Origin of the sequence: Agromyces allii (assembly GCF_009749385.1) — a bacterium.
GTDB lineage: Bacteria > Actinomycetota > Actinomycetes > Actinomycetales > Microbacteriaceae > Agromyces > Agromyces allii.
The window spans coordinates 30,225-42,069 of record NZ_WBIN01000001.1; the positions used below are offsets into that span (position 1 = coordinate 30,225).

Annotated in this window: 10 protein-coding genes; all 10 read right to left on the reverse strand. The window is 70.1% G+C overall.

Features of this window, described 5'->3' with window-relative positions:
• Window positions 1-80 precede the first annotated feature (80 nt).
• The 10 genes from GQR16_RS00140 to GQR16_RS00185 all read right to left on the reverse strand — a co-directional run bounded on the left by GQR16_RS00140 (window position 81) and on the right by GQR16_RS00185 (window position 11,814).
• Window positions 81-1,166 (reverse strand): D-alanine--D-alanine ligase family protein, encoded by a 1,086-nt coding sequence (locus GQR16_RS00140; RefSeq protein ID WP_157413147.1) that lies wholly within the window; start codon window positions 1,164-1,166, stop codon window positions 81-83.
• The gene (locus GQR16_RS00145) at window positions 1,066-2,202 is read right to left on the reverse strand and encodes an NAD(P)H-dependent glycerol-3-phosphate dehydrogenase (RefSeq protein WP_157413148.1); all 1,137 of its coding nucleotides are present in this window, start codon (window positions 2,200-2,202) and stop codon (window positions 1,066-1,068) included. Before GQR16_RS00145 ends, GQR16_RS00140 begins: the two co-directional genes overlap by 101 nt.
• Entirely contained in the window at window positions 2,195-2,938 is a 744-nt protein-coding gene (locus GQR16_RS00150; protein ID WP_246200357.1) for a lysophospholipid acyltransferase family protein, read from the reverse strand. Before GQR16_RS00150 ends, GQR16_RS00145 begins: the two co-directional genes overlap by 8 nt.
• A gap of 40 nt (window positions 2,939-2,978) precedes the next feature.
• Window positions 2,979-4,349, reverse strand: coding sequence for a UDP-N-acetylglucosamine 1-carboxyvinyltransferase (gene murA / locus GQR16_RS00155; RefSeq protein WP_157413149.1), 1,371 nt, complete (start codon window positions 4,347-4,349; stop codon window positions 2,979-2,981).
• On the reverse strand, window positions 4,346-4,966 hold the full coding sequence (gene leuD, locus GQR16_RS00160) for a 3-isopropylmalate dehydratase small subunit (RefSeq protein ID WP_157413150.1): 621 nt from the start codon (window positions 4,964-4,966) through the stop codon (window positions 4,346-4,348). The genes murA and leuD overlap by 4 nt, the downstream gene beginning before the upstream one ends.
• Window positions 4,966-6,414 (reverse strand): 3-isopropylmalate dehydratase large subunit, encoded by a 1,449-nt coding sequence (gene leuC, locus GQR16_RS00165; RefSeq protein WP_157413151.1) that lies wholly within the window; start codon window positions 6,412-6,414, stop codon window positions 4,966-4,968. The genes leuD and leuC overlap by 1 nt, the downstream gene beginning before the upstream one ends.
• 122 nt (window positions 6,415-6,536) lie before the next feature.
• Window positions 6,537-7,127 (reverse strand): FHA domain-containing protein, encoded by a 591-nt coding sequence (locus GQR16_RS00170; protein WP_157413152.1) that lies wholly within the window; start codon window positions 7,125-7,127, stop codon window positions 6,537-6,539.
• Between the two features lie 9 nt (window positions 7,128-7,136).
• A complete protein-coding gene (locus GQR16_RS00175) occupies window positions 7,137-9,428 on the reverse strand; it encodes a transglutaminase-like domain-containing protein (protein ID WP_157413153.1) in 2,292 nt (763 codons plus the stop codon).
• On the reverse strand, window positions 9,425-10,849 hold the full coding sequence (locus tag GQR16_RS00180; protein WP_157413154.1) for a DUF58 domain-containing protein: 1,425 nt from the start codon (window positions 10,847-10,849) through the stop codon (window positions 9,425-9,427). Before GQR16_RS00180 ends, GQR16_RS00175 begins: the two co-directional genes overlap by 4 nt.
• The gene (locus GQR16_RS00185) at window positions 10,846-11,814 is read right to left on the reverse strand and encodes an AAA family ATPase (RefSeq protein ID WP_157413155.1); all 969 of its coding nucleotides are present in this window, start codon (window positions 11,812-11,814) and stop codon (window positions 10,846-10,848) included. The genes GQR16_RS00180 and GQR16_RS00185 overlap by 4 nt, the downstream gene beginning before the upstream one ends.
• Window positions 11,815-11,845: the final 31 nt, after the last annotated feature.

Here is an 11,845-nt window from a genome sequence, read left to right on the forward strand (position 1 = left end):
TCGCGGCAGCCCGCTGCAACGAGAACGGCGCCGGGCGGCTTCCGCCTCCCGACGCCGACCGTCGAACTCCGAACCGCGCGTCAGCGAGCGCCGCGCGCGTGCCCCACGTCGATGAGCTCCCCGATGAGCTCGGGATAGCTGAGGCCCGTGTTGAGCCAGCAGGTGGGGAACATCGAGATGGGCGTGAAGCCCGGCATCGTGTTGATCTCGTTCACGACGAAGCCCTCGTCGCCGAGGAACACGTCGACGCGCGCGAGGCCCTCAGCGCCGATCGCCTCGAACGCGCGTCGGGCGATGCGCTCGAGCTCGAAGGTCTCGCCGTCGCCGAGATCGGCGGGGCAGACCAGGTCGACACCGGGGGCGTCGAGGTACTTGGCCTCGAAGTCGTAGAACTCGCGGCCGGTCACGACGACCTCGCCGGCCACGCTCACGCGCACGCCGTCACGGCCCTCGAGCACCGCGATCTCGATCTCCCGACCGGGCACACCCTGCTCGACGAGCACGGAGCGGTCTTCCGCGAACGCGACCTCGAGCGCCGCGTCGAGGTCGGACCAGTCGGAGACCTTCGTCACGCCGACCGACGACCCGGCGCGTGCGGGCTTGACGAACACGGGCAGGCCGAGGCCGCGCACCCGACGGTTCCACAGCTCGGCGTCGGCTTCGAGCGCGCCACGCGTGAGCGTGACCCACGGCGCGACCGGGATGCCGGCGGCCTCGAGCGCGGTCTTCGTGAAGTGCTTGTCCATGCCGAGCGCCGAAGCGAGCACGCCGTTGCCGACGTACGGCAGGCCGACGAGCTCGAGCAGCCCCTGGACGGTGCCGTCTTCACCGAAGCGGCCGTGCAGGATCGGGAACACGACGTCGATCTCGCCGAGCGAACGCTCGCCAGCGGCATCCGTCACCCTGAGCTCGCGCGACGCGGAACTCTCGGGCCAGCGCACGCGCGACCCGTTGTCGACCACCTCGGGCAGATGGCCCGGGTCGAGCGCGAAGCGTGCCGGGTCGTCGCTCTCGAGCACGAACGCGCCGTCGTGGGTGATCCCGACGGGGATCACCTCGAAGCGGTCACGGTCGATCGCGCCCAGCACTCCGCCCGCCGTCGCGCAGCTGATCGAATGCTCGCTTGAACGCCCTCCGAAGAGCAGAACCACCCTGAGCTTGTCCATCCATCGTCCTTTCGCCCTGCGGCTCGTCATCGGTCGTGAGGTGAGGGGCGAGGTCGCGCGGCTCGAGCGTGCCGGCGAGCACCTGGCGCACCTGCTCGACGATCGGCATCTCCACGCCCTTGGCGCGCGCCAGTTCGAGCACGGGGCCGACTGACGCGAGGCCCTCGGTGGTCTGGTTCATCTGGTTCACCACGTCGGCGAGGTGATAGCCCTGACCGAGCAGACGCCCGGCCGTGTTGTTGCGCGAGAGCGGCGACTGGCTCGTGGCGATGAGGTCGCCGAGGCCCGCGAGACCCGACAGCGTGTCGGGGTGCGCGCCGAAGGCGACCGCGAAGTCGGTCATCTCGACCAACCCGCGCGTGATGATCGACGCCTTCGTGTTCTCGCCGTAGCCGACGCCGTCGACGATGCCGATCGCGACCGCGATGAGGTTCTTGAGCACGCCGCCGAACTCGGTGCCGATCACGTCGGTGTTCACGAACGAACGGAAGTAGCGGTTTCGGGCGACGGATGCCACGGCCTGCGCCGTCTCGAGGCTCGACGACGAGACGACGGCAGCCGTCGGCTGCTCCTTCGCGATCTCGAGCGCGAGGTTCGGGCCCGAGATCACGGCGATGCGCGACGGATCGATGGGCAGCACGTCGGCGATGACCTCGCTCATGCGCAGGCCGGTCGACTTCTCGACGCCCTTCATGAGCGAGACGATCGAGGCTCCTGCGGGGAGGAACGGCTCGGCGGCGATGAGGTTCTCGCGCAGCGACTGGCTCGGCACCGACACGAACACGTGCTCGGCGCCCGCGAGGGCCTCGTCGAGCCGGCTCGTGGCGCGCAGCCCGAGCGGGAGGTTGATTCCGGGGAGGTAGTCGCTGTTGCGCTTCGCCTCCTGGATCTCCTTCGCGAGCTCGGGGCGACGAGCCCAGATGACGACGTCGGCGCCGCCGTCGGCGAGGATCTTCGCGAACGTCGTGCCCCAGCTGCCCGCGCCGAGCACGGCGACGCGCGTGCCGCGCACCGGCTTGCCCGCTGCCCTAGCCATCGAGACGCCCCGTCTCCTTCTGACCGTGCTTGGTGGGATCCCATCGCTCGTCGGGGGCGGGTTCGCCGCGCACCTCGGCGAGCAGCGCCGCGATCGCGTCCATGAGCTCTCCGGTCGCCTTCAGGAGGGTCGCCTGGTCGAGGGGCTTGCCGCGGTACGCCGAGAGGTCGAGCGGTTCGCCGATGACCACGTCGATCGTCTTGCGCGGAAACGGCTTCAACTTCTTGCCGTAACGGCCCATGAGCTCCTGCGTGCCCCAGTGCGCGGCGGGCACGATCGGGATGTCGCGCTCGAGTGCGATGCGGACCGCGCCCGTCTTGCCGCGCATCGGCCACAGGTCGGGATCACGCGTGAGGGAGCCCTCGGGGTACACGACCACCATGCGCCCCTTCTCGACCAGCTCCTCGGCGGCACGGAGTGCAGCATGGCTCTTGCTGCCGGCACGTTCGACCGGGATCTGCCCCGAGGTGCGCAGCAGCCATCCGAGCACGGGATTCTTGAACAGCGAGGCCTTGGCCATGAATCGAGGTGCCCGCCCGAGCTTCCAGGTCGCGGCGCCCATGACCACGGGATCGATCTCGCTGTAGTGATTGGGCGCGAGCACGAAGGCCCCGGCCTGCGGCATCCGCTCGCGATGGTGGAAGCGGAACCGCACCATCAGGCTCAGGATCGGCAGCACCAGCACGGCGAGGAGCCAGAAGAACGAGGGGCGGCGGGTCTCCGAACGGGCCTTCACAGGATGAACGGGAGACGGATCGTCGTGTTGCACTCACCCATTATGCGTCGAGTTCGAAGTCCGCCCCGAGGAGCTCGAGCTTCGTGATGAAGTTCTCGTAGCCGCGCGCGATGATGCCCACGTTCGAGACCGTCGAGCGTCCGTCGGCCGTGAGCGCCGCGATGAGGTGGCTGAACCCGCCCCGCAGGTCGGGCACCTCGATGTCGGCGCCCGTGAGCGTCGACGGACCCGAGATGACCGCCGAGTGCTTGAAGTTGCGCTGGCCGAAGCGGCACGCCGCGGAGCCCAGGCACTCCTTGTGCACCTCGATCGAGGCGCCCATCTCGACGAGCGCGTCGACGAAGCCGAACCGCTGCTCGTAGACCGTCTCGTGCACGATCGAGACGCCCTTGGCCTTGCTCAACGCCACGACGAGCGGCTGCTGCCAGTCGGTCATGAACCCGGGGTGCACGTCGGTCTCGATGATGACGGGCTTGAGGTCGCCGCCGGGGTGGAAGAAGCGGATGCCGTCCTCTTCGATCGAGAAGTCGCCGCCGACCTTGCGGAAGACGTTGAGGAAGGTGAGCATCTCGGCCTGGCGGGCACCGCCGACGAAGATGTCGCCCTCGGTCGCGAGCGCGGCCGCAGCCCAGCTCGCGGCCTCGTTGCGGTCGAACAGCGCGCGGTGCGTGTAGCCCGCGAGCTTGTCGACACCCTCGATGCGGATGACGCGATCGGTGTCGACCGTGATGATCGCACCCATCTTCTGGAGGATGTTGATGAGATCCATGATCTCGGGCTCGATGGCCGCGCCCGAGAGCTCGGTGATGCCGTCGGCGAGCACCGCGGTGAGCAGCACCTGCTCGGTCGCACCCACGCTCGGGTACGGCAGCGACACCTTCGCGCCGTGCAGGCCGTCGGGCGCGGACATGCGGATGCCGCTCGGCAGCTTCTCGACGATGGCGCCGAAGTTGCGCAGCACCTCGAGGTGGTAGTCGATGGGGCGGTCGCCGATGCGGCACCCGCCGAGGTCGGGGATGAACGCCTCGCCCAGCTTGTGCAGCAGCGGGCCGCAGAACAGGATCGGGATGCGGCTCGAACCCGCGTGGGCGTCGATGTCGGCCATGTGCGCCGACTCGACCGCCGTCGGGTCGAGGATGAGCTCGCCCTCGTCGACGCCGTCGGTGACCGTCACGCCGTGCACCTCGAGCAGCCCGCGCACGATGCGCACGTCGCTGATGTTCGGCACGTCCTTCAGCACGCTCGGCCCGTCGCCGAGGATCGCAGCGACCATCGCCTTGGTGACGAGGTTCTTCGCGCCCTTCAGTTCGATGCGCCCGACCAGCGGCTTGCCGCCGTTGATCGTGATGCGGTCGACGTTGAGCCCGACCGCTGAAGCGTGGTTCTTGGCATCCTGCCCGAGTGTGTTCACAGAGTTCCTGATTCCGCCGGCTCCCGGATGGGGAGTGTCTTCGGCCGCCACGCCTCTCGATGCGTCTCGAATTCGGCGATCGCCGCTTCGTCACGCAGGGTGAGCCCGATGTCGTCGAGCCCTTCGAGAAGCCTCCAACGAGTGTAGTCGTCGATGTCGAACGACACCGTCAGCGTTCCGACGCTGACCGTACGAGCAACGAGATCCACCGTCACCGCTATTCCCGGTTCGGCCTCGATGACCTCCCACAGGCGCTCGACGTCCTCGTAGGCGACCTGCGCGGCGAGCAGTCCCTGCTTGCCGGAGTTGCCCCGGAAGATGTCGCCGAAACGCGAGCTGATGACGACGTCGAACCCGAAGTCGCGCAGCGCCCAGACCGCGTGTTCACGGCTCGAGCCGGTGCCGAAGTCGGGGCCGGCGATGAGCACGCGGGCACCCTGGTAGGCCTCCTGGTTGAGGATGAACTCGGGGTCCTGGCGCCAGGCGTAGAAGAGCGCGTCGTCGAAGCCGGTCTTCGTGACCCGCTTCAGGAACACGGCCGGGATGATCTGGTCGGTGTCGACGTTCGAGCGGCGCAGGGGCGCCGCGATGCCGGTGACGGTCGTGAACTTCTCCATCAGCGGGCCTCTCCTTCGGTCTGCAGATCCCACGGACTCGACAGCGTGCCGCGGATCGCGGTCGCCGCGGCGACGAGCGGCGACACGAGGTGCGTGCGACCGCCCTTGCCCTGCCGACCCTCGAAGTTGCGATTCGACGTCGAGGCGCACCGCTCGCCGGGGGCGAGCTGGTCGGGGTTCATGCCGAGGCACATCGAGCAGCCGGCGAACCGCCACTCGGCGCCGAACGCCTCGAACACCTTGTCGAGACCCTCGGCCTCGGCCTCGAGGCGGACGCGCGCCGAACCGGGCACGACCATGACGCGAACGCCCTCGGCCTTCTGCCGGCCCTCGATGATCGAGGCGAACGCACGCAGGTCTTCGATGCGACTGTTCGTGCACGAGCCCATGAACACGGCGTCGACGCGGATGTCCTTCAGCGGGGTGCCGGCCTCGAGGTCCATGTACTCGAGCGCGCGCTCTGCGGCGGCGCGCTCGTGCTGGTCTTCGATGGCCGCGGGGTCTGGCACGTTCTCGGAGAGCGAGACGCCCTGGCCGGGGTTCGTGCCCCACGTGACGAACGGCTCGAGCGCATCCGCGTCGATGAAGACCTCGGCGTCGAACTCGGCGCCCTCGTCGGTCGCGAGGGTGCGCCAGTACTCGACCGCGGTCGTCCAGTCGTCGCCCTCGGGCGCGTGGGCACGGCCCTCGAGGTAGTCGAAGGTGGTCTGGTCGGGCGCGACCATGCCCGCGCGGGCGCCGGCCTCGATCGACATGTTGCAGATCGTCATGCGGCCGTCCATCGACAGCGCGCGGATGGCGCTGCCGCGGTACTCGAGCACGTAGCCCTGACCGCCGCCGGTGCCGATCTTCGCGATGACGGCGAGGATGATGTCCTTCGCCGTCACGCCGGGACGCAACGTGCCCTCGACGTTGATCGCCATGGTCTTGAACGCCTTGAGCGGCAGCGTCTGTGTGGCCATGACGTGCTCGACCTCGCTCGTGCCGATGCCGAACGCCATCGCGCCGAAGGCCCCGTGCGTCGAGGTGTGCGAGTCGCCGCAGACGACCGTGATGCCGGGCTGCGTGAGGCCGAGCTGCGGGCCCACGACGTGCACGATGCCCTGCTCCTTGTCGCCCAGCGAGTGCAGGCGGATGCCGAACTCGGCCGCGTTGCGACGCAGCGTCTCGATCTGCGTGCGGCTCGTCAGATCGGCGATGGGCTTGTCGATCGCGAGCGTGGGCGTGTTGTGGTCTTCGGTCGCGATCGTGAGATCGGGGCGCCGCACCGGCCGGCCGGCCATGCGCAGGCCGTCGAAGGCCTGCGGGCTCGTCACCTCGTGCACGAGGTGGAGGTCGATGTAGATGAGGTCGGGAGTGCCGTCCTCGCCCTTCTTCACCAGGTGGGCATCCCAGACCTTCTCGGCCAGGGTGCGCGGGCGTGCACTTGCGATGCTGCTGTTGTTCATGCGTTCGTCTTCCTCGGGGACAGGGAACGGCCGACGACGGACTCCGCGACGGGTACGGCCTAGATCGAGGCCCCGCCGCGGCACCGAAGGAGAAGACGTCGTGTGGCGCGCATCATCACAGGCTACACCGTGACGCCGGGGGTCCGGCGCAGGGTCAGCGCGAGGTCGCCCAGCCTGAGGGTCGTGCCGACCTCGAGTTCGGCGGGGGCGCCGGGGTCGAGCACGGTGAGCTCACCGCCGCCGGCCTGCACCGCGACGCCGTTCGTCGAATGCAGGTCGGTGATGACGACACGGCCCTGTGTGACCTCGACGAGCGCATGCGTCTTGGACACCGTTCGTGTGGGGTCGAGCACGGCCATCGCACGCGCGCCCGGATGGGCGTCGTCGACGGTCGGATTGCGTCCGACGACGACCCGCCCGATGAGTTCGATCGTCTCTCCGGCCGCGGAGACGAGTGAGAACGACGCAGCAGCCTCGGGCACGGACTCGGCGGGGCGAAGAGCCGCGGGCACGGCGACGGATGCCGCAGGCGGCCCGCTCGGCAACGGGGTGAAGGTCGGCAGCGAGCGCGCCGGCAGCGCCCTCACCGTCTGGTCGCCCTGGTCTCCGCGCTCGGCCGGAGGGCGGGTGTAGCCCTCGCCTTCGGGCGCGTTCGGCTTCGGCGCGTCGGGAATCAACCCGGGCGGCGGAACGATGAACTCCGGAGCGACCACGCTCGAAGTCTATCGGCGACGATGCATGCGGTACCTGGCGATGAGCCGGCGCGAACGCCCGACCGCGGCCGTGACCGCGGCGGCCGCGGCATCCGCCTCGCTCCAGCGCTTCACGACGGTCTCGCTCGCGACCTGCTGGCCGTCGAACACGTCGCGGTCGACGCTCGCCGCGAGCGAGGTCAGCCGGAGCGCACCCGGATCGGCCGTCGAGACGACGCCCTGCTCGACCGCCTGCCGCTCGAGCGCGCGGGCGGTCTGGAGGCGCGACGATCGTTCGGGGGGCTCGAAGCCGAGCTCGGCGTACCGGTCGATGAGTTCGTCCCAGGCCGCGGCCGCCGCGATCTCGTTCTCGCGCGAGCGGCGCTTGCGACGTCGGCGTTCCTTGGCCATCGCGACGAAGAGCATCGGGAGGAAGACGATCGCCAGCGGGATGCCGAGCGAGGCCGTCGCGACCCAGACCCACCCGGGAACCTTGAACGGGCGATCCTTGTCTTCATCGTCGGTGTCGTCGATCTCGACCGTCGACAGGAGATCGTCTTCGACGGCCTCCGCACGCGGGGGCTGGCGCACCTGCGGCTGCGGCTCCGACTTCGGCTTCGGCGTCTGCTCCTGCGGGGCGTCGACCTCGTCGGGCGTCGGCCGGAACGAGACCCAGCCCACGCCTTCGAACGGCACCTCGACCCACGCCGTGACATCTTCGCCGAGCACCTCGACGGACTCCTGGTCTTCTCCGATCTCGGGCGCGAAGCCCATGACGACACGTGCCGGGTAGCCGAGTTGGCGCACCATCAGCGCCATCGCCGCGGCGTACTGCTCCTCGTCGCCGACCATCGACGATCGCGTGAAGAGCTCGATGAGACGGTCGGCGCCGTGGCCGGCTCGCGAGGCGACCGAATCGGAGGCGAGCCCGTGGCTCAGGAATCCGTTGGTCTTCAGCCCGCGCTCGATGTTGCGGAGCTGCTCGATCGGCGTGGCGGCGTCGCCCGCGTACTCCGCACCCTTGGCGGTGACGACGTCGGGCACGTTCTCGACGGGCGGCAGTTCGATCGAGGCGATCGGAACGTCGGCGAGGTCCTCGTCGCTGGGCTCGACCTGCGTGTCGGCGTCGAGTCGATACCGGGTGCCCTCGCCGATGCCGCTCGTCAGCACGGCGGTGCCGGCGGCGGCGTTGTAGCGGAGGTCGCCTTCGCGTTCCGTGCTGCCCGCGTCTTCGAGCCGCAGTTCGCTGCCATAGCCGACGGTCGGCAGCCAGACGTCGTCGTAGCCCGCCACCTCGACCTCGATCGAGCGCGAACTGCCGAGCTCCGCGAGCGGCGGCCGCGGGAGGGTCTGCCCGGTGATGGCGTATCCGCCGTCGTCGTCGGAGTCGCCTGGGCCGGCGACGTTCCAGAGCCGTCCGGTGTAGGAGTTCATCGTGGCGAGCCGCACGGTGTCGCCGGGTTCGAGTCCGGTGATCGTGAACAGCGGCTCCTCGGCGAGGTCCTTGGTGTAGTTGCGGAACCCCGCGAGCGGACTCGCGAACTCGAGCGGGTCGAACGGGGGCACGACCTGGTCGCGGAGCACGAACCGCTCGGGCGCGACGGGCGCGACCGCGAGACCGGCGACGGCGCCGATCGCGACAGCACCCGCGACGACGACCGCCGAGCCGCGGAGTTTCTGGTTGCGCAGCCGCCGGGCGCCGGCGGCATCGGTCTCGACGTCCGATCCACGTCGCCAGGCGAGCCACACGAGCGCGATCACGGCGAACGCGACGCCGCGGACACCCGCGTAGAAGGCCTCGTCGGTGCCGAGCAGGATGCCCGAGACGAAGAGCAGCACCGGTCCGATGAGGATGACCGCGCTGCGGACCACGGTGCGTCTGCGCGGGAGCCATCGCAGCACGAGCATCGAACCGGCCAACGCGACCGCCCAGGCCGCCACGTACGGAACGACGGCGACGTAGTACGGCGCTTCAACGGGTGTGCCGATGGTGAGGATGTCGGCCCAGCCGTACACCGCGCCGATCGCGAGCCCGGCGAGGGAGGTGAGGCTCGGCAGCACGACGAAGATCGCCGAGTCGGGCATCGTGAACGGCGTGCCGAGCACGAAGTACATGGCCAGGCCGAGGACGACGGTCGTGAGCACGCCGAGGCGCAGCAGGGTGCCGAGCACCGCGGCGAGCGTGCCCACCACGAGACCGGCGAGGGCTGCGACCAGGAAGTCGAGGTCGCCGAAGCTGGTCTCGTAGCCGAGGATCGCGAGCAGCGAGAGCACCGACAGCACGACGAGATCGGTCACGGCGGTGCGCGGAATGCGGTTCACGGGCGCACCCTTCCGACGAGTCGGGCGAGGTCGGAGAGGGCCCCGACGGTGACCACCGTGGTGCCCGCGACCTTCGCGATGCGGGAGGCCGCACCGGACTCGACCCGGAAACCGAGCGTCTGGGTGTCGGCACCGAAGACGGTCTCGGCCGACCTGAACTCCGAGAGCGGCACCTCGGAGCCGGCGACGATGATGGCGACGCTCGGCGCCGAGAGTCGCGGGGGGGGGGGGGGGCCCCCCCCCCCCCCCCCCCCCGCGCCCCCGGGGGGCGCGGCCCCCCCCCCCCGGGGGGGGGGCCCCGCGGCGCCGGGGACGTGGTGGGCGCCGCTCGCCGCCGAGCGTCGCTTCGTGCGCTCGCGCACGAACGACCGCATCGAATCGAATGCTCCGGATGCCGCGGCCACGCGACTCGTGTCGTCGAGCAGTGCGGTCGGGGTCGCCGTGCGGAGCGAGAGCTCCTCGGTGAGCACGTCGACGCGCGTGGCGTCGCGGATCACCTGGACCCCGAGCGAGGCGAGCACCGACACGCCGAGCTCGAACTCCTCGTCGGAGGCGTAGGTCGAGCGTTCGGTGCGCTGCAGCAGCGCGAGCTGCGAGCGCCGGGTCTCCTCGTACTGGCGCACCATGAGCTGGCCGGTGCGCGCCGAGGTCCGCCAGTGCACGTTGCGAAGCGCGTCGCCGGGCTGGTACGCGCGCAGCGCATGGAACGAGATGTCGTTGTCGGTGATGGTCTTCGTGACCTCGCCCTCGAGGTCGCGCACGAGCCCGGCGGCCGACGGCTTGAGCCGTGCCGTGACGGGGTGCACGAAGAGCTCGACGGGCTCGCTCCAGCGCACGATGCGCCGGAGGAGGCCGAGCTGGTCGCCGCGAACCGAGACGGCCGGGCCGGCCACGATGACGGCGCGGCGGTTCGTCGGCACGGCGAAGAGTTCTTCGTGCTCGGCCGTCGTCGGCAGCGCCGGCACGATGAACTCGGCGAGGCCGGCGCCCACGGGCAGCTCGAGACGCGACGGGATCGACGGCTTCGCGCCGGTGTTCACGACCAGCAGGCGACCGAACGCCCGCTCCCCCGCCACGACGCGGGTCGGCTGCAGCGCGACCTCGACGCGGTAGTGCATGCGGCCGAGCGTGTAGGGAATGCTCACGAGCATCGCGGCGAGCAGGGTCGCGCCGAGGAAGGCGAGCTCGATCCAGCCGAGCAGCCAGGCGACGACGAACGCCACGAGCGAGGCGAGCAGCACGAGCCAACCCGTGACCGAGATCACGCCCGTGACGGGGGCGGTCGCGTGACCGACGGTGCGGGCGCCGCGCGCGACGACCTGCATCGCCGATCGAGCGGATGCCGCGAGCGAGCGTCCGACCGCCAGCGCGGCGATGTGCGCCTGCGACGGAACTCGGGGCGCGCGCGGCTCGGCGCTCATGCGGCGCGGTAGGCGGGCGGAGCGACGTCGACGATCACCGAGGAGACGATGTCCTCGGCCGTGGCGCCGGCGAACTCGGCCTCGGGGTCGACGATGATGCGGTGCGCGAGCACGGGCACCGCGAGCTCGCGCACGTCGTCGGGCGTGACGTACGTGCGGCCGTGCGCGATGGCCCACGTCTTCGTCGCGCGGGCCAGTGCGAGCGCACCGCGCATGCTGACGCCGAGCGCGGAGTGCTGATGCGTGCGGGTGCCGGTGACGAGTTCGTTCAGGTACGAGAGCACCGAGGCGTCGACGTACACCTCCGAGGCCAGCTTCGCCATGGTCGTGACCGAGCTCGAGGCGATGATCGGCGAGACCTTCGACGCGCGGGCGCGGTTGGCCGAGTCGATCAGCAGCGTCACGGCCGTCTCGTGGTCGGGGTAGCCGAGCGAGGTCTTGATGAGGAAGCGGTCGAGCTGCGCCTCGGGGAGCGAGTAGGTGCCGGCCTGCTCGACCGGGTTCTGCGTGGCGATGACCATGAACGGGCTGCCGACCTCGTAGCCGACGCCGTCGACCGTCACACGGCCCTCCTCCATGACCTCGAGGAGCGCGGACTGCGTCTTCGGGCTCGCTCGGTTGATCTCGTCGGCGAGCACGATCGAGGCGAAGATCGGGCCGCGGTGGAACTCGAACTGTCCCTTGCCCTGGTCGAAGATCGTGACGCCCGTGACGTCGGAGGGCAGCAGGTCGGGCGTGAACTGGATGCGCGAATGCGTGCCGTCGAGCGTGTTCGCGAGGGCCTTCGCGAGCACCGTCTTGCCCGTGCCGGGGAAGTCCTCGAGCAGGACGTGCCCGTCGGAGAGCAGCGCCGTCACGACGAGCTCGATGATCTGGCGCTTGCCGAGGATCGCCTGATCGATGTTGTCGACGAGCTTCGAGAAGGCGTCCTGGAACCACTGCGCCTGCTCCTGCGTTACTGCCATTTCTGTTTCCTCACGTAATTCGGTCCGAGAA

Coding starts and splice junctions, on each gene's coding strand:
- GQR16_RS00180 (WP_157413154.1), bottom strand. CDS start 10,849: ATGAGCGCCGAGCCGCGCGCGCCCCGAGTTCCGTCGCAGGCGCACATC.
- GQR16_RS00140 (WP_157413147.1), bottom strand. CDS start 1,166: ATGGACAAGCTCAGGGTGGTTCTGCTCTTCGGAGGGCGTTCAAGCGAG.
- GQR16_RS00145 (WP_157413148.1), bottom strand. CDS start 2,202: ATGGCTAGGGCAGCGGGCAAGCCGGTGCGCGGCACGCGCGTCGCCGTG.
- leuD (WP_157413150.1), bottom strand. CDS start 4,966: ATGGAGAAGTTCACGACCGTCACCGGCATCGCGGCGCCCCTGCGCCGC.
- leuC (WP_157413151.1), bottom strand. CDS start 6,414: ATGAACAACAGCAGCATCGCAAGTGCACGCCCGCGCACCCTGGCCGAG.
- GQR16_RS00185 (WP_157413155.1), bottom strand. CDS start 11,814: ATGGCAGTAACGCAGGAGCAGGCGCAGTGGTTCCAGGACGCCTTCTCG.